The organism is Spongiactinospora sp. TRM90649, assembly GCF_029382225.1.
Taxonomy (GTDB): Bacteria; Actinomycetota; Actinomycetes; order Streptosporangiales; family Streptosporangiaceae; genus Spongiactinospora.
The window spans coordinates 172,833-189,392 of the sequence record NZ_JARLTC010000002.1 but is presented as its reverse complement, the minus strand read 5'-3'; the positions used below and the strand labels follow the sequence as shown (position 1 = coordinate 189,392).

The 16,560-nt window shown below is 71.1% G+C and carries 17 protein-coding genes and 1 pseudogene; 9 read left to right on the top strand and 9 right to left on the bottom strand.

Going from position 1 to position 16,560, the window contains the following annotated elements; all coding sequences use genetic code 11:
• Window positions 1-3: 3 nt before the first annotated feature.
• Window positions 4-1,068 (top strand): glycosyltransferase family 4 protein, encoded by a 1,065-nt coding sequence (locus P3X83_RS00920; protein WP_277303289.1) that lies wholly within the window; start codon window positions 4-6, stop codon window positions 1,066-1,068.
• Here the strand turns inward: P3X83_RS00920 and P3X83_RS00915 are convergent.
• A complete protein-coding gene (locus tag P3X83_RS00915; RefSeq protein WP_277303288.1) occupies window positions 1,041-1,937 on the bottom strand; it encodes a lysylphosphatidylglycerol synthase domain-containing protein in 897 nt (298 codons plus the stop codon). The genes P3X83_RS00920 and P3X83_RS00915 overlap by 28 nt on opposite strands.
• 68 nt (window positions 1,938-2,005) lie before the next feature.
• Between P3X83_RS00915 and P3X83_RS00910 the strand changes: the two genes are divergently transcribed.
• The 5 genes from P3X83_RS00910 (at window position 2,006) to P3X83_RS00890 (ending at window position 7,054) form a co-directional block, all read left to right on the top strand.
• Window positions 2,006-2,848, top strand: coding sequence for a class I SAM-dependent methyltransferase (locus P3X83_RS00910; protein ID WP_277303287.1), 843 nt, complete (start codon window positions 2,006-2,008; stop codon window positions 2,846-2,848).
• Window positions 2,845-3,804: a lysylphosphatidylglycerol synthase domain-containing protein gene (locus tag P3X83_RS00905; RefSeq protein WP_277303286.1), complete on the top strand. Its 960-nt coding sequence runs from the start codon at window positions 2,845-2,847 to the stop codon at window positions 3,802-3,804. The genes P3X83_RS00910 and P3X83_RS00905 overlap by 4 nt, the downstream gene beginning before the upstream one ends.
• Window positions 3,805-3,894: 90 nt before the next feature.
• Window positions 3,895-5,016: a glycosyltransferase family 1 protein gene (locus P3X83_RS00900; RefSeq protein WP_277303285.1), complete on the top strand. Its 1,122-nt coding sequence runs from the start codon at window positions 3,895-3,897 to the stop codon at window positions 5,014-5,016.
• A gap of 18 nt (window positions 5,017-5,034) precedes the next feature.
• The gene (locus P3X83_RS00895) at window positions 5,035-6,138 is read left to right on the top strand and encodes an NDP-sugar synthase (RefSeq protein WP_277303284.1); all 1,104 of its coding nucleotides are present in this window, start codon (window positions 5,035-5,037) and stop codon (window positions 6,136-6,138) included.
• 304 nt (window positions 6,139-6,442) lie between these two features.
• Window positions 6,443-7,054 carry a zinc-binding dehydrogenase gene (locus tag P3X83_RS00890; protein WP_277303283.1) on the top strand — a complete coding sequence of 204 codons (612 nt, stop codon included), beginning with the start codon at window positions 6,443-6,445 and terminating at the stop codon, window positions 7,052-7,054.
• Window positions 7,055-7,090: 36 nt separating this feature from the next.
• Here P3X83_RS00890 and P3X83_RS00885 read toward each other — a convergent pair whose 3' ends face one another.
• The 3 genes from P3X83_RS00885 to P3X83_RS00875 form a co-directional block, all read right to left on the bottom strand.
• Complete coding sequence (locus P3X83_RS00885) at window positions 7,091-7,345, bottom strand: hypothetical protein (RefSeq protein WP_277303282.1); 255 nt, start codon at window positions 7,343-7,345, stop codon at window positions 7,091-7,093.
• Complete coding sequence (locus P3X83_RS00880) at window positions 7,346-7,651, bottom strand: DUF6247 family protein (protein ID WP_277303281.1); 306 nt, start codon at window positions 7,649-7,651, stop codon at window positions 7,346-7,348. It abuts the gene before it with no gap.
• Between the two features lie 407 nt (window positions 7,652-8,058).
• Entirely contained in the window at window positions 8,059-8,649 is a 591-nt protein-coding gene (locus P3X83_RS00875) for a TetR/AcrR family transcriptional regulator C-terminal domain-containing protein (protein WP_277303280.1), read from the bottom strand.
• A gap of 65 nt (window positions 8,650-8,714) precedes the next feature.
• Between P3X83_RS00875 and P3X83_RS00870 the strand changes: the two genes are divergently transcribed.
• Window positions 8,715-8,930: a hypothetical protein gene (locus P3X83_RS00870; RefSeq protein ID WP_277303279.1), complete on the top strand. Its 216-nt coding sequence runs from the start codon at window positions 8,715-8,717 to the stop codon at window positions 8,928-8,930.
• Entirely contained in the window at window positions 8,927-9,109 is a 183-nt protein-coding gene (locus P3X83_RS00865) for a hypothetical protein (protein WP_277303278.1), read from the top strand. The genes P3X83_RS00870 and P3X83_RS00865 overlap by 4 nt, the downstream gene beginning before the upstream one ends.
• Here the strand turns inward: P3X83_RS00865 and P3X83_RS43245 are convergent.
• The 4 genes and pseudogenes from P3X83_RS43245 to P3X83_RS00850 all read right to left on the bottom strand — a co-directional run.
• Window positions 9,106-9,330 carry a hypothetical protein gene (locus P3X83_RS43245; RefSeq protein WP_346742674.1) on the bottom strand — a complete coding sequence of 75 codons (225 nt, stop codon included), beginning with the start codon at window positions 9,328-9,330 and terminating at the stop codon, window positions 9,106-9,108. The two genes, P3X83_RS00865 and P3X83_RS43245, sit on opposite strands and share 4 nt — an antisense overlap.
• 1,033 nt (window positions 9,331-10,363) lie before the next feature.
• Window positions 10,364-11,311 carry a CU044_5270 family protein gene (locus tag P3X83_RS00860; protein WP_277303277.1) on the bottom strand — a complete coding sequence of 316 codons (948 nt, stop codon included), beginning with the start codon at window positions 11,309-11,311 and terminating at the stop codon, window positions 10,364-10,366.
• Window positions 11,308-11,877 (bottom strand): RNA polymerase sigma factor, encoded by a 570-nt coding sequence (locus P3X83_RS00855; protein WP_277303492.1) that lies wholly within the window; start codon window positions 11,875-11,877, stop codon window positions 11,308-11,310. The genes P3X83_RS00860 and P3X83_RS00855 overlap by 4 nt, the downstream gene beginning before the upstream one ends.
• Window positions 11,878-11,982: 105 nt before the next feature.
• Window positions 11,983-12,384 (bottom strand): annotated as a pseudogene (locus tag P3X83_RS00850) (AraC family transcriptional regulator); the annotation flags it as partial.
• A gap of 655 nt (window positions 12,385-13,039) precedes the next feature.
• On the opposite strand from P3X83_RS00850, the gene P3X83_RS00845 reads away from it, so the two are divergent.
• Complete coding sequence (locus P3X83_RS00845; RefSeq protein WP_277303276.1) at window positions 13,040-13,510, top strand: NUDIX hydrolase; 471 nt, start codon at window positions 13,040-13,042, stop codon at window positions 13,508-13,510.
• Between the two features lie 52 nt (window positions 13,511-13,562).
• Here P3X83_RS00845 and P3X83_RS00840 read toward each other — a convergent pair whose 3' ends face one another.
• Window positions 13,563-16,499, bottom strand: a complete 2,937-nt coding sequence (locus P3X83_RS00840) for a hypothetical protein (RefSeq protein ID WP_277303275.1) — start codon at window positions 16,497-16,499, stop codon at window positions 13,563-13,565.
• Between the last annotated feature and the right edge of the window lie 61 nt (window positions 16,500-16,560).

The following is a 16,560-nucleotide window of genomic DNA, read 5'->3' as shown; positions in this document are numbered from 1 at the left end:
CGCATGCGGATCGCCATCGTCGGCCCGACGTACCCCTACAAGGGCGGCGGGGCACAGCACACCACCGAGCTGGCGCACCGGCTCAGCGCCATGGGGCACGACGTGGTGATCGAGTCCTGGCGTGCGCAGTACCCGGCGTTCCTCTACCCGGGGCAGCAGACGATCGACAGCCCGGAGGGCACGCCGTACCCCGACGTGCGGCGCGTGCTCGACTGGCGGCGTCCCGACGGATGGGTGCGCCGCGGCCGGCGGATGCGCGGCGCCGACCTGGTGGTGCTGACCCTGCTGAGCCCCGTGCAGGTGCCCGCCTACCTGGGCGTTCTCGCCGGGATCGGGCGGCGGACCCCGGTGGTCGCGCTCTGCCACAACGTGCTCCCGCACGAGCGCAAGCCGTACGACAAGCCGCTGATGAAGGCCCTGCTCAAGCGGGTCGATCGGGTGCTGGTCCACTCCGACGAGCAGGCGGGCCTGGCACGCGGGCTGACCGCCGCGCCGGTCGCGGTGGCCACGATGCCGCCGCACCTGCCCTCGCGCACGCCCGGTCTCGCGGGCGCGCGGGTGCACCGCAGGCTGCTGTTCTTCGGCATCGTCCGGCCGTACAAGGGGCTCGACCTGCTGCTGCGCGCGCTGCCCGACGGGATCTCGCTGACCGTGGCGGGCGAGTTCTGGGGCGGCCTCGACACCACCCGCGCCCTGATCGGCGAGCTGGGCATCGCCGAGCGCGTGGAGCTGCGGCCCGGCTACGTGGCCGCGCAGGAGGTTCCCGAGCTGTTCGCGCGGGCCGACGCGCTGGTCCTGCCGTACCGCAACGCCACCGCCAGCCAGAACGTCTGGCTCGGGCACGAGCACGGGGTGCCGGTGATCGCTACCAGGGTGGGCGCGCTCGCCGACAACGTCACCGACGGCGTGGACGGCCTGCTCGTCGAGCCGGGCTCGGCCGAGGCGCTACGCGCGGCGATCGAGCGATTCTACGAGCCGGGCGAGCCCGAGCGGCTGCGGTCGGGGGTCAAGGCGGTCGATCCGGCGCCGCTCTGGGACGCCTACGCCGAGCGCCTGCTCAACGGCTGAGCCGCCAGCCAGCCCGCCGCGGCCAGCGACACGTCGGCCACGGTGAACACCACCCGCGACACCGCGGCCGCCACCAGCGCCTCCGGCGCGGCGAGCGTGGGCGCGAGGGCGATCACCATCGCGCCCTCCCGGACCCCGATCCCGGCGGGCACCACCACGGTGATGATCCCGGTGGCCCACGCGAGCGCGTAGGCGCCTGAGGCGAGCGGGTACGCCGCGCCGGGGGCGAGCAGCAGCAGGTGCACGCCGTAGATCAGCCACCCGGTCGTCGTCCACGCGACCGCCACCAGCACGGCCCGCCCAGGCAGGACCATGTCCAGCGGCTCGCGGCGCGCGATCCGCAGCGCCAGGTTGAGACCCCAGGTCAGCACCCGTGGATGCAGGCCCACCGCGATCAGCGGGATGAGCGCCAGCAGGTACCACGCCTGCCGGAAGACGCCCTGCGTGCCGAGCGTGGCGGCGGCCACCGACAACGCGCAGCCGAGGGACACCACGATGGCGATGGACACCGAGCCGAACATCCGGCGCGGCGGGCAGGCGTGGTCGCGGCCCAGTTCCATCATCGCCGCGTAGGCCCACACCGAGCCGGGGACGTACTTGCCGAGCTGGCCGACGAACATCACCCGGGCGGCCTGCCGTACCGGGAGGTCGGTGCCCAGGCCGCGCAGGATCGAGCGCCAGGCCGCCAGCATGCACAGCAGCCCGGCCAGCACGGCGAGGTAGGCCCCGGCGATCGACCACCACGACAGCTCGCCGAGCGCGGCGAGGGTCTGATCGCCGCCCGAGGCCAGGCCGTAGGCGACGAATCCGATCGCGATCAGCGCCAGGGCCAGGCGCAACAGCCGGCTGGAGCGCAGGCGGGCCAGCATCCGCCCAGGGTATGCGGTATTCGAGACTCGTCGGTAGATGCCCGGCTCGCCGGGTACTGTTGTGCGCCGTGGGAAAGCAACGCCAGGCGCAGCTCGCCTACTCCGAGTTCCAGGGCGCGATGCTCGACGAGGAGAAGCGCCGCCGAAAGGCCGCGAAGATCATCGCCGTGCTCGGCCACTTCCTGGGACGCACCGGTGAGGCCCCCCTCGCGGGGCTGACCGTCGCCGACGTCGGCTGCTCGGCGGGGTTCATCGCCGACGAGCTGGCGGCGGCGGGCGCGGCCCGCACCTTCGGCCTCGACATCGACGTGCCGGGGCTGCGCAAGGCGGCGGAGCGGTTCGGCGAGCGGGTGGAGTTCGTCTGCGCGGACGGCACGGCGATGCCGTTCCCCGACTCCTCGATCGACGTGCTGGTCTTCAACCACATCTACGAGCACGTGGTCGACCCCGACGCCATCATGGCCGAGATGCGCCGGGTGCTCCGCCCCGACGGCGTGCTCTACCTGGGCCTGGGCAACCGGCTGGGGATCATGGAGCCGCACTACAAGCTGCCGTTCCTCTCCTACCTGCCGCCCGCGCTCGCCGACCGCTACGTGCGCGCCTTCGGCCGCGCCGACAGCTACTACGAGCGCTACCGCACCCGGCGCGGCCTGCGCCGGATGGCGCACGGCTTCCGCGTCTACGACTACACGTTCCCGGTGCTGGCCACGCCCGAGCGGTTCGCGGGCGGCGAGCTGTTCCCCGGCGCGGCCGGGCGGATCGCGCGCGCGGTGCTCGGCGGCACGCCCCGCGCCGCGCTGCGGGCGCTGCTGCCGGTCGTGCCGACCTACCTGTGGATCGCGACCAAGGGCGACCGCCGTCCGGCGGGCCCGAGGCTGCCGCAGCCGCCCGATCCGGTGCGCACGCTGTGAGAATCACCGCGAAGGGCGCGGCGCGGGCCGTCTTCCTGGTCATCGCGCTCGGCTTCGGGGTGTGGGCTGTGGGCCGCGAGTGGGACGCCGTCGTGGCCGGTTTCGCCGAGCTGTCCTGGGTTTCCGTGGCGCTGTCGCTGGCCGCCGTGCTCGCCGCGCTGGGCGGCGGCATGCTGACCTGGCGGGCGCTGCTGGCCGACCTCGGCTCGCCGCTGCCGGTGCGCCAGGCCGCCAAGGTGTTCTTCGTCGGGCAGCTCGGCAAGTACATTCCCGGTTCGCTGTGGCCGGTGCTCGCGCAGATGGAGATGGGGCGCGACCTCGGCGTCCCGCGTTCGCGCAGCGCCGCCGCGTTCTTCCTGACCCTGCCCGTGCAGATGGCCAGCGGCCTGCTGGTCGCCGCCGTGACCCTGCTGGCGGCCGGGCCGGCCTCGATCGGCCCCTACTCCTGGGCGCTTTTGCTGGTGCCGGTGCTCGCCGTGCTGCTGGAACCGCGCGTGATCAACGCGCTGATCGGCTTCGGCCTGCGGTCGCTGCGGCGCGAGCCGCTGGAGCGCCCGCTGACCCGGCGCGGCATGCTGACCGCGCTCGGCTGGGCGCTGTCCGGCTGGATCGCCTACGGCCTGCACCTGGCCGCGATCCTCGCCGACGCAGGCGTCTCCGGCGTGTCGGGACCCCGGCTCGCGGTCTTCGCGGTGGGCGCCTTCGCGCTGTCGTGGTGCCTGGGGATCATGACGTTCGTGGTGCCCGCGGGGGCCGGGGTGCGCGAGCTCGCGATGGTGGCCGTCCTGTCGCCGGTACTGCCCTCCGGAGCGGCCATCGCGGTGGCGCTGACCTCCAGAATCGTGCTCATAGCGGGGGATCTGGTGTGCGCCGGGACGGCGGCGCTGGCGGCACGTTCCACAGCGGTCCCAAAATCCCAACCTCAAGGTGACAAGGCCCCTCGAAATGCCCTGTGATTTACCGCACGATTCCGGGGACGCTGGCCATAGAGTTGTCTATAGAGGGGACGCACGGTCCCGCAGATCATGGAGGGGGAGCGATCTTCCTTGACGCCTCGAGTGCTCCTCGACGCGGCAGCGGTTCCGGCCGATCGCGGTGCGCTGAGCAGGTATGTCGAGGGGCTTGTCGCCGCTCTCGACAGCGCGGGCGCCGATCTCGCGGTGGCCTGCCAGCGTGCCGACGTCGAACGCTACAAGCGGCTGGCGCCGTCCGCGCGAGTCCTGTCCGGCCCGCCGTCGATCACCAACCGCGCCGCCCGGCTCAACTGGGAGCAGACCAGTGTGCCGGTGCTGGCCAAGCAGGTCGGCGCGCAGGTGATCCACGCCCCCTACTACTCGATTCCGCTGCGGCCGGGCATGCCGACCGTGGTCACCGTGCACGACGTCACCTGGTTCACCGACCCCGACCAGCACGGGGCGGTCAAGGCGGCGTTCTTCCGCTCGGCCACGCGCACCTCGGTGCGGCACGCGACGCGGGTCGTCGTGCCGTCCAAGGCCACCCGTGAGGAGCTGGTCCGGGTGCTGTCGGCCGACCCGACGCGCATCGACGTCGCCTATCACGGCGTCGACCAGGGCCTCTTCCACCGGCCGGGCGAGCACGAGGTCAAGCGGGTGGCCGACCGGCTGGGGCTGCACGGCCAGCCGTACATCGCGTTCCTCGGCGGCATGGAGCCGCGTAAGAACGTGCCGAACCTGATCAGGGGCTTCGCCCGCGCGGTCGGCGGTTTCGCCGAGGCGCCCGCGCTGGTGCTGGCCGGTGCCGTCCGCGACGAGGGCGTGGAGGAGGCCGTCAGCGAGGTCGCCGCGACGGTCCGGGTGGTCCGGCCCGGCTACCTGTCCTTCGCCGACCTGCCCGGTTTCCTCGGCGGCGCGCTCGCCGTGGCGTTCCCGTCCAGGGAGGAAGGGTTCGGCCTGCCCGTGCTGGAGGCGATGGCCTGCGGCGCGCCGGTGCTGACCACCCACCGCACCTCGCTACCCGAGGTCGGCGGCGAGGCCGTCGCCTACACCGAGCCCGACGCCGACAGCATCGCCGCGGCGCTGTCGGAGCTGCTGAACTCGCCGATGCGCCGCGAACGGCTCGCGTCGGCCGGGCTCGACCGGGCCCGCGAGTTCACCTGGGAGGCGTCGGCCGAGGCGCATCTGGTCTGTTACCAACGCGCACTGGAATAGTCGGCTACGCTCGCGGGGGTGACGGAGCACTCTTCGCCCGGCCGTGGTGACCTCGAAGCCATCCTCCTGGTCGGAGGAAAGGGCACCCGGCTGCGCCCGCTGACGCTGGGCGTCCCCAAACCACTGCTTCCCACGGCGGGTGTCCCCTTCCTCGCCCACCAGCTCGCCCGTGCCCGCGCGCATGGCGTGCGCCGTATCGTCTTCGCCACCTCCTACCGGGCGTCGATGTTCGCCGAGGCGTTCGGTGACGGGTCCGCCTTCGGGCTCGACCTGCACTACATGACGGAGGAGACCCCGCTCGGCACGGGCGGCGCGATCCGCAACGCGGCCGACGCGCTCACCTGCGGGCCGGATTCCCCGGTGCTGATCCTCAACGGCGACACCCTGTCCGGCCACGACATCGGCGCCCAGGTCGAACGCCATGTCACGAGGGGTGCGGCGGTCACGCTGCACCTGACCGAGGTGGACGATCCGTCCAGGTTCGGCTGCGTGCCGATCGACGACGACGGGCGGGTCACCGCGTTTCTGGAGAAGACACCGAACCCCGTGACGAACCTGATCAACGCGGGGTGTTACGTGTTCACCCGGTCGGTGATCGACACCATCCCGGCGGGCGAGGTCGTCTCCGTGGAGCGCGAGACCTTCCCCGGCCTGATCGAGGCGGGCGAGCGGGTCCTCGGCTACGCCGACCGGTCCTACTGGCTCGACGTCGGCACTCCCGAGGCGTTCGTGCAGGGCTCGCGCGACCTGGTGCTCGGCCGCCTGTCCTCACCCGCGCTGCCGGGCGTGCCCGGCGAGGCGCTGGCCATGCCCGGGGCGCGGATCTCGCCGGAGGCCAAGGTCATGGGCGGCACGGCGGTGGGCGCGGGCGCGGTCGTCGAGTCCGGCGCGACGGTCTCCGGCAGCGTCGTGGGCGACGGTGCGGTGATCCGCGCGGGCGCGGTGGTGTCCGACTCGGTCGTGGGACCGGGGGCGCGGGTGGAGGCGGGCGCGGTGGTGCGCGACGCCGTCATCGGCGACCGCGCGGTCATCGGGCCGGGCAACGAGCTGCGCGCGGGCGCGCGAGTATGGCCCGACGTCCACCTGCCCGAGTGCGCCATCCGCTTCTCCGCCGACACCTGACCTGGACCGTTCCGGGCCTACCGCTGGTCGAGCGCCGTCCGATGGCGCTGCCGTCCGCGCTGCCGAAAAGGGCCTCGCTCCGCTCGGACTGTTCTTTTTGTGTCGGGCTTCGCCCGACGCTGCCGCCACCGGCTTGGTCGCCTGGACCCGTATCCGGGAAGAAGCGACCGAACGCGGTGAATCCGCTGGACGGCACGGCAGCGACATCATGATCACCCCGAGTCGCCCATCCGCACCCGCTCCGCGCGGACGTGCGCCGACGCCGCCCGGCCTTACGTCACGATCCGGCGCCTGGGCCCGGCGGATGGCCGTGCCCACCGACGCGGTGGCCGAGGTCCCCACCGGGGTCGACCTCGCCGACGCCGCCGCCCTGCCAATGGCAGGTGTCACCGCACTGCGCACCGTCCGCTCCCGCGATATCCTCGGCCGCCGCGTCCTGATCACCGGCGCGGCCGGAGGCGTCGGCCGCTACGCCGTCCAACTCGCCGCCCTCGGCGGCGCCCACGTCATTGCCTCCGTCGGCTCACCCGCCCGCGCGCAGGGCCTCGCCGAGTTGGGTGCGAGCCAGGTGGTGGTCGGCTTGACCGGCATCGACCGGCCCATCGACCTCATCCTCGACAAAGTCGGCGGCCCGCAGCTGGCGGCGGCCTGGGCACTGCTGGCGGAGGGCGGCGTCATCCGGACCATCGGCTCGGCCTCCGAAGAGGCCGCCGTCTTCGAGCCGTATTCATTGTTCTCCCTCAGCCGCCCAAAACGATCAGCACCTTCGGCGACGCCCACGCCCACGCCCCCGGCCCCGACCTCGCCACTCTCCTCATCTTCGTCGCCGAAGGCCGCCTCTCCCCGGAAGTCACCCACCGCCGCCCCTGGCAAGAAATCGAACCCGCCGCCCAAACTCTCCTCACCCGCCAGATAGCAGGCAAGGCGGTGCTAGGCGTGGGCTGGTAGCCGGTCAGTCCACCCACACGAGTCTGAGGATCTCGACACGACGCTGCTCTTCGAGAATGAGGAAGACAGCGTAGCCTTGCTTGTGGTCTCCGAAGATCGTCATGCGCATCGGTCCGTCCTGCTTCGCCTGGTTGTACGGCGGGAAACCCCATGGCGCGACCCCCAGCGCCGTCCAGAGTTCCATGAGGGGGACAAGCGCGTGGGTAGGGAGAGCGTCGATCTGCTCAGAGGCGGTTGGATGCGCGTCGACCCGATACACCTAGCCGAGGGTATCGATCCGAGCACGCAGGCGAGTGGCGAATTCCTCATCCAGCGGGACGGTGCCCAGGGGCTCACCGCGGGCCGCCCGCTCCTGGATCCGGGCCGCGTCCTCCATCAGACGGTCGTGGTCGCCGATCGCTCGCTGAACGGCAAGAGGCCACCATTGGTCGACGAAGGCGATAGCGGGAGCGAGATCAAGCTCTTCGGTGGCTTGAGCCATCACAGCGCGGTATCCACGGTCGAACGCATCGAGTTCCTCGGGCGCAAGGGCGGCCCGGATGGCCTTGGGGGTGCGCTCGGGCACGGCTGCCGGACCTGGCCCGTGTGGTTGTGCGCTCACCTCGGCCCCCTTCTATGGTCGAGTGCCGACCGGCTCCGGGTCGGTCGGCCCCATTCACCGTAGTGTGGTCACCCGTCTCCACTCACCGTAGCGTGGCTACCCGCGATGTGCAGGCCCTTAACACCTTGTGAGTCAGGCACCCACCAGGGCGGCCCGGATGGCCTTGGGAGTGCGCTCGGGCACGGCCGAGCCGGCCAGGCTAGAGTCGGCAGGTCCTCGAGGTCTGCCGGGGCTAACTTCCATCGGAAGGGCCGTGCGGTCTCGTTGCAACGCCGCTCGAGGGCGATGAGTCGGTTTTCCGCCTGGTCAAGGCCGGTGAAGTCGTTGGGTGAGACGACTTTCGTTGCACGATGGAGAAGATCTCCGCTTGATCAGCGGCTCCCGATGATGAGGGACAGGCCTGCGTCGAAGACGTCGTCGGAGGTCAGGCCGACGCGGCGGCCCTCGTGCATCACCCGGGCCACCGTCGGGTAGGCCAGCGCGAACTCCTCGGTGGGTTGGGCCTCGGCTGAGTCCTGCTCCTCGATGACGTGGCCGAAGACGTAGTGGACGGCGGTGTAGACGACGGTGGCCGCGGCTGGCAGGGACAGCCCGCTGTCTTCCAGCGCGCGCAGCCCGTATTCGGGGATGCGCGCGAGCGTGGGTGTGTTCGGCGGCCGGGCGCCGGCCACGATCCGGGCGCCGTCGGGGTAGGCGAGCATCGCCCGGCGCAGGCGGTGCAGTACCTCGCTCAGCCACGGCTGCCAGGCCTGGCCGGGCGGCATCGGCTCCAGCTCGCCGAACTCCTCCTGCAGCATCGCCTCGGCCATGGCGTCGAGCAACTCCCGCTTGTCCTGAAACCGCCAGTAGATGGCCGGGGCCTTGACCTGCAAGCCAGCGGTGAGCTTGCGGAAGGTCACCCCGGCCAGCCCTTCCCGCTTCAGCAGCGCCAGGCCCTCGCTGACGATCGTCTCCGCGTCCATGACGACCAGCCTATAACTATGTTACATTGAATCGTGATGTAACGCCGTTATAGAGAGGTGATGTCATGAATCAGACACTCGTGGACAGCATGTGGACCTACCTCAAGGCCGGACTGGCCATGGACATCGACGCGCTGGACCGGATCTACGACCCCGAATTCGAGTACGTACGGGTCGACCAGGCAGGACAAACGATCACCCTGACCAAAGACCAGTTCATGGCCCCTTCCGGGCGCTGCGCGAGCAGGGACAGCGGATCGGTGAGTCCGTCGACGACGTGACCTTCCCGGCCACCACAGACCTCGGCGACCAGGCCGCGATCGTGATGCGGCGAGTCAAGGACGGCGAGCTGGTGCTCTACACGTTCATCTGGCGCGTGCAAGACGGGCGACCGACCACGATCCTGCGCGAGGTCACCTTCGACCGAGACATCAGCTACCTGCTGAGACTGACCCGCTAAGTGGTCCCCGCCGCGAGCCCCTCAGGGGTTGAGGGGCCAAGGCTGCTCGTGCGTAGCCGATCAGGAGCCGGTGGTGGCGATGTAGAGGTCGAGACCAGGTCCGGGGCCGCGAAGCTGACCTTCGGGCTGGCCTGCTGGTTGTGCCAGCAGATGTAGGCGGCGATGGCGGCGTTCTGCCAGTCATGGTTGCGGTGGTCGGTCCCGTGCGCGCGAAGTGCCAAAGCGTGGCGAATCCGGACTCGTTGGATGGCTCAGAACCGGCCGTGCGCTTTCCAGGCAACCGGCTCAAGCAAGCCCTGAAGGCCCGAGGACGTGTGGAGTTGCTGGATTTGCCGTCGCTGAGTCGGCGGCAGTAGGCGTGTATGAGGCGTGTTCGTCCGGCCTTCGAGCCCCACAGCGCTGGCGATTGCCTGTTTGCGGATCGCTGTGCGCGTGGCCGTGAGCCACTGCTGCCACTTGGTCGGGTTCTGTGGCTCGTGGTCGGCGTGCATCCGGCAGGCTCCGGCAAAGCAGGCATCGGCCGCCCCGCCGACGTAGAAGCCGCCGGGTGGCGATATTCATCGGCGTCTGCCGCGGCGGCGCCGCTGGTCCAGTAGTCGGTCAGTGCCGGGTCGTCGGGGAGGCCCGACCTGCGACCGTCCAGTGGTGGACCATTTGTCCAGGCGAACTTGCGCGGGTAGAAGCCGGTGTGCTGGCTCCCGGACACCCACTTGTCGCACCTGGCGGTATTGAACATGCCGAAGTACAAGGCAATGATCCAGCGCTTCGGCTCGTTCGGGTGGGAGATCTTACTCCGCATTCTCCCTGGTGAGGACCTTGGTCAGCGACCGGGGAGCGGCCGAGGTTCTCGGCTGCTGACTCAGTCATGGCCGCGGTCGGGTCCGACCAGGCCGCCTTCGTAGGCGGCGATCGGGAGCGGTGGCCGATGTCGTAGACCACCTGCTGCACGCTGGGACCGCTTGGACCTGATCGAACAGCACGCCCACCGCGGCGTGGACGGTCGCCGGAAACCCACGACGATGCCAATCCGGTGGCGGGCAGCCCAGTGGCCAGGCACCCGCGAGCGGCTCCAGGGCTCCTGCCCGGTGTGCGTTTCCCGGCTACGGCGTCCAAGTGTTCGGCTGGTGGCGCGAGCGTCCGGGCGGAGCTCGACCCTAGGAAGAACGTCTGAGCGGAGCGAGGGCATTGGGGTGCGGCGGGAGTGCTGTTGTGGGCGAGAGCCCCCTCCCGAGGGGGCTCTCGCCGGGGCGGGGGTTAGCGGTCGCCGGCGGCGTTGACGAGTTTGGCTTCTACTCGGGCCGTCAGGGTGAGGGGGGTGCCCGCCTTGACGAAGATGGAGGGGGTGTCGGTGTAGGTCATGGTCTTGTCCTTGACGGTCACGCCGTAGGTGCCGAGGAAGCGGAAGTCCACCGGGTCGAGGATGAGGTCGTAGCGGGTCCAGTCGTCGGTGTGGCTGAAGGCGATGCCCTTGCGGCCGTCGGCGTCGGTGACGTCCTGGAGGTAGGTGACGCCGGGGATGGTGGCCAGGCCGCGAAAGAGGGCGGCGCGGACCTCCGGGGGGAGGGCCTGGGTGCCCATGAGCTGGTAGATGGCCTGGAAGAGCTGCGCGTCCATGGACGGCGGGGGCTCCTCGCCGACCCGCTTCGACCCCCATTCCGTCAGCTTGGCGCGGATCTTCGCGAGCACCCCCTCGGGGGTGACCGGCTCGCGGGCCAGGTCGGCGGCGCTGAGGCCGGGGTGGTTGCCCTGGATCAGCAGCTTGCCGCCGGGCGTGGTCTCCCAGGCGACCTGCTCGCCGTCCACGCTGGTCCACTCCTCGAAGACGGTGCGCTTGGAGAGGTCCACGCCGAAGCCGCCGTCGCCCGCGCCGGGGGCCTGGTTGTGCTTGATGTAGAGCCACTGGCTTGGGTTGGGCGTCATGCCCCGGTCGTCGTAGGCGGCCTGGGCGGCGCGTTCGCCGAGTTCGCGGACGTCGGCGACGGGGACCACGCGCGGACGCTGGTCGGCGACGATCACGCCCGTGCCGATCGCGACGGCGAGCGTGGCCGCCAGGGCGAGCCGCCAGCCGAGGGAGACCCTCGGCCGCCGTGGCCGGGGGGCGACGCCCGCGTGGATCTCGGCCAGCAGGCGGGCGCGGGCGGCGTCCTCGGCCTGTTCGGTCATCGGCGGAAGGTCGCTCCGGAATTCCCTGATCGTGCTCATCCCAGCTCCTCGTCGTCCCCTAGTACGGCCCGCGCCTTCCTTCTGGCGCGGTGCAGGCGCGACCGCACGGTCCCCAGTGGGATCCCGAGCGCCCGCGCGACCTCCTCGTAGCTGAAGTCCTCCCACGCGACCAGCAGCAGCACGTCGCGGTCGCCCCGGGCCATCCCGGCCAGCGCCGCCGCCAGTTCCCGTTCCTTGTCCAGCGCGGCGACCCGGCTGAGCACGGCGTCGGCCTCCGGTTCTGGCAGCGGGTCGTGGCCGGTACGGCTGAGCGCCCGCAGCATCCGCTCCTCCTGGCGGCGGTGCCGGGCCACGAGCGTGGTGGCGATGCCGTACAGCCAGGGGCGGGCCATCGGGAATGCTGTGTCGTAACTGCTCCGCCGCCGGAACGCGGTCAGGAAGGTCTCGGCCACGATGTCGTCGGCGGCCTGGGCGCCGATCCGGCGCGCGGCGTAGCGATGGATGTGCCGGGCGTACCGGTCGAACAGTGCGGCGAACTGCTCGGGGTCGCCCGCGGACCGCCGGATCAGCTCGGCGTCGTCGAGTTCGGCCGTCTCGATGGTCAACGGCCCTCCTTCGTGGTGTCGGTCGTCACCCCGTTGTCTCCCGGAGGGCGCTACCGAGTTCCCGGCATGGACGGCATACGGCGCGGACGGCGAGTAGATGGCGGGGTGCTGGCCGGTGATGCGGTGGAAGGCCGTGGAGAACGCGCCGGGTTTGCGGTAGCCGACGGCCCTGGCCGCGGTGCGGACGGAGGCTCCGCGCGTGAGGTGGGTGAGGGCCGCCCGGACCCGGACGTGGGTGCGCCACTGGGCGAACGTCATCCCGGTCTCGTCGGTGAACAGGCGGGTGATCGTGCGGACCCCGGCGTTGACGGCTCTCGCCCACGCCGCGAGGTCACATCCGGCGGCGGGGTCCTTGAGGAGGGCGTCGGCGATCCGCCGGATCCGGGGGTCTTCGGGGATGGGGACGTGGAAGGTGGTGCTGGGGGCCGGTTCGAGCAGGCCGAGCAGCAGGGTCTCGGCGTCGGCGCGCACGCCGTCGAGGTGGGGGTGCTCGTCGAGGTAGAGCATGAGTTCGCGGATCAGCGGCGTGATCAGGACGCCGGTGGGCTCGGTCCAGGTGATGGGGCAGCCGACGGAGTCGAACAGCACGAGGCCGATGTGCCCGGGGCGCAGCACCTCGACGGCGTGCGGAACGCCCACGGGCACCCAGAGGCCGTGGGTCGGCGGGACGAGCCAGTCGCCGGTGCCGGTGCGCAGCGCGACGGCCGCGCTCTGCGACCAGGCGAGCAGGTGGTGCGGGTGCTCGTGCCGCTCCATGGCGACGCCCCGGTCGACGCCGGAGCGGGCGACGACCAGCATCGGCGCCGTCGTCTCGGTGTGCCGTTCGCGCTTGGCCGGTTCGGGGTCATTGTTGGCCACATGCCGCATGACGGCCAGCCTAGGCTCGGCCGTGTCCGGTCAAGAGACGCGCGCTCAGCCTCTACCGCCCGGTCCTCGACCCGCTGGAGCCTCGGCTCGTCCCCGGCGCGCTCGTCATCGGGGAGAACGCGGTGACTGAGCCGGGCGGCTACCTGGAGCACGTCGGCGAGCCCGGCAACGGCTACCTGTCCATGGGGCTGCCCTTCGGCGAGCAGCGGGGCAACGTGCTGTCGCTGCGGACACGCTAGCCACCGGCCCCGGCGGAAGCGGCGTGGCGGGCGGCGCCGGTCGCCATAATCGCCGCATGGACGATCACGGTGGGCGGGTCAGGGCGTGGGCGGCGGCGGGGGCGTTGTTCTTCGACCGCGACGATCGGGTGCTGCTGGTCGATCCCGTCTACAAGGAGCACCTGGACATCCCCGGCGGGTTCGTGGAGGAGGGGGAGACCCCTTATGAGGCGTGCGTGCGCGAGGTGGAGGAGGAACTGGCCATCCGCCCGCCGATCGGACGGCTGCTGGTCGCCGACTGGTCGCCCGCCCCGGTGCTCGGCCAGCGGGTGCTGTTCGTGTTCGACGGCGGCGTCCTCGACGAGGCCACGTTCGCGCGGATCGTGTTCGCGGACGGCGAGCTGCGCGCCTGCGCCTACCACGCCGCCGACGAGCTGGACGCGCTGACCGTCGATCGGCTGGCCGTCCGGATCCGCGCGGCACTGGTCGCCAAGGCGCGCGGCGAGACCGTCTACCTGGAGCACGGCCGTCCCGTGACGGTCCGGTGATCACGGTGAGCGGTGAGGGCGGCGCGGCGTGGGCCGCGCCGCCCTGGGCCGGTCAGTAGCGTTCGGCTATTCCGGTGTTGATCTCGGTGAGGACGAGGTTGGCGTTGGTGTAGCGGAGCAGGTTGGACAGGTTGGGCGGCTGCGCCAGCGTCGTCTGGGCGTAACGGACGGCGTCGCCGACCGTGTCCAGGTTCAGCAGCCGGGTGGTGACCGTGCTCAGCCTGGTACCGGCGTTGATCCGCCGGCTGGCCGTGTTGAGCAACGTGGCCTGGAGCTCGGCGCGCAGCCCGCGCGGCTGCACGACCGGTGGCAGCAGCACCGAGGACGACTCCTGGAGCGACAGTTCGCCGTTGGGCGCGGTGCCGTCGGCGCCGTCGTAGCGGGTGTCGGTGGCCTGCACCCTGGCCAGGATCTCCGGGGTGCGCAGGTCGTTGCGGAGCAGCCAGATCGCCGGGACCATCGGCAGCCTGCTCGGGGTGACGGCGGTGATGGTGGTCTCCGCCGCGTCCGTCACGGGGGCGTAGACGCATCCGGCAGCGTTGGTGAAGGTGAGCTTGGCGGAGTTGGCGAACGTGTCGCCGGGCAGCGCCAGCAGCGTCGGCCGGGCCTTGTATTCGATGACCTTCTCGCCGGAGTTCGCGGCCAGGTCGCCGACGTTCCAGGTGAAGGTGCGGGTGCCGTCCGGGTTGAGGACCACACTGGCGGGCTTCGGTCCCGCGCCGGTGTCGAGCGGCGTGCTGTAGTACACCCCGGCGGGCAGCACGTCGGTGATCTTGACGTCGCCGGCCGCGCCACCGCCGGTGTTCTGGTAGGCGATCCGGTAGGTGATGGCCTCGCCCGCGTTGACCGTCGCGGTGGCGGTCTTGTGCAGGGTCACGACGGGGGCGCGCACGGTTGTGCTCGCCGTGTCGGATCCGGACACCTCGCCGCCGAGCATGTCCTCGCCCTTGGCCGACGCCTTGGCCGTCAGGACGGTGCCGTCCGCCGTGTCACAGGCCACCGCGACGTGGACGGGGCGTGTCGCGACCTGGGTGGCCTTGAAGGTACCCAGATCGTGGTCCGTGGCCGTGCCGCCGGGCGGGGTCACGGTCATCTCCGCGGACAGCGCTGGGCCGCGCCCGGTGTTGGTGACCTTGGCGGAGTAGTCGACGGATCCGCCGGGCGTGGCGTCGGCGGGGCCGGTGACGTCCACCGTCAGCGCGGGCCTGACCAGCTCGCGGAACTCGGCGCGGGCCCGCGCGACCGACGCGGGGTCGGGCTCGTCGGTGCCCGGCGTGCCGCCGGTCTGGTAGTTGGGCAGGCTGCGGAAGTCGTAGAAGATCCTGTTCCAGTCCTCGGATCCGTTGAGGGTGGTGAGGATGGCCGTTTCGCCGGGATCCTGGCTCCCGTTGCCGTTGGTGTCGTTGAAGTCGCCGTTGACGTTGGCGGAGACGTTGTTGCCGGGAGGTGGCGGGCAGGTCGTCCCGGTGAGGCCGCCGACGCCGTCCCAGTCGACGCCGCCCAGGCCGAGGCCGCCGCCGATGCCCACGCACTCGTCCATGCCCGGGGGCAGCATCTCGTTGAGCGAGGGCAGGTTGTGCCGTGAGTAGTCACAGCCGCCCGGCAGTGCCGGGGGAGCCGCGGTCACACCGCACTGCTGGAAGGTGTAGTTCATCACGCTCAGGTAGTTGGGCTTGTTGTTGACGCCGTCGCCGCCGCCGTGCGCGAGCCCGAGCGTGTGGCCGAACTCGTGCATCAGCGTGCCCGCCTGCTCGGCCCGGCTGCCGACGGACAGGCCGTTGGCGTTGGTGCCCCAGCAGGCGTTGCCGGAGGCGTTGGTGCCGCCCAGGGTGACCATGAAGTTCACCGCGGGGGTGCCGCGCTCCCAGCCGGAGGTGCAGTCGTTGGCCGCGGCGCGCAGGTTGTTCTGGTGCGCCCACAGGTTGTAGCGGAAGAAGCGCTCCCGGTCGGCGTTGAAATTCTTCAGCGTGAAGAAGTTCGTGCCCGCGCGGCCGGTCGCGCCGTCCCAGTCGACGACCAGGTTCCCGGCCTCGTTGATCTGGTCGCCACCGCCGCCGAAGTTGCCGAAGTTGCCGCGCATCCCGCCGACTCCGGGGGCCGTGCGCGGCACGTTCGTCGCGGCGTTGAGCGCGTGGCCGTAGAGGTTCCCGACGTCCACGTGCAACTGGATGCCCGTCGATCCGTCCGGATTGGACACGGGCGCGTTGGCGAACGCCTGGACGACGTCCTGCACCGCCCCTTGTAACGGGCAGTGCGTGTGGTTGGTGCCGAACAGGCAGTCGATCTCCAGGAACAGGTCCTTGCGGCCGGTCTGCGCGCCCATTCCCGGCAGGTCGACGTCGATGTCGTTGTCGCCGTCCACATTGATGCCGTTCAGCTCCCAGCCGTCGAGCAGCGAGTCGCCGTCGCTGTCGCCGGTGGTCTGGTCGGTGCCGATCTCGAAGCAGACCTTCACGCGTGGCTCGTCGTCGTCCCCGCCGTCGCCGGTCGAGCAGTTCTGCGGCCAGTTGACGTTGTCCTCGTTGCCGGTGTGGTCGATCCACCTGCCGTCGGAGTAACTGACCCGGAAGTCCAGGTTGTTGTCGCCGTTGCGCGGGCTGACGTCGCCGAGGTCGTCGCCGGAGGTCGAGTCGTAGTCCCAGATCTGGATCGTCACCGGCACGTTCACCACGGTGTCGGGGATCTGGGTGGCGACGGTCCAGTTCGGATCGATGGACCCGCTGTTGTCGTGGATCGGGGTGGACGGGTCGTCCTCGTCGCTGCCGGGCGGCTGTTTGACGCCGTTGATGAACACCTTGGCGTAGAAGTCCGCGTGGCCTTCGAGGGCGGCCTCAAGGCCCTCGGCGTCGCAACTGTCGACGCACTCGACGTGGGTGATGGTGACGGAGAACGGGCGGGTGGCCGCCGAGTGGGCGGCGGCGCCGGTGCCTGTGCTCAGCACCGGGATGCTCAGGAGCAGCGCGAACGCTCCCAAGGTGCGTCTGATCATGGTGTTCCTTTTGGGTGGGAGTTCCTCCGTTCAGGGTCATTGACTGTTGGTAATCCGGCTT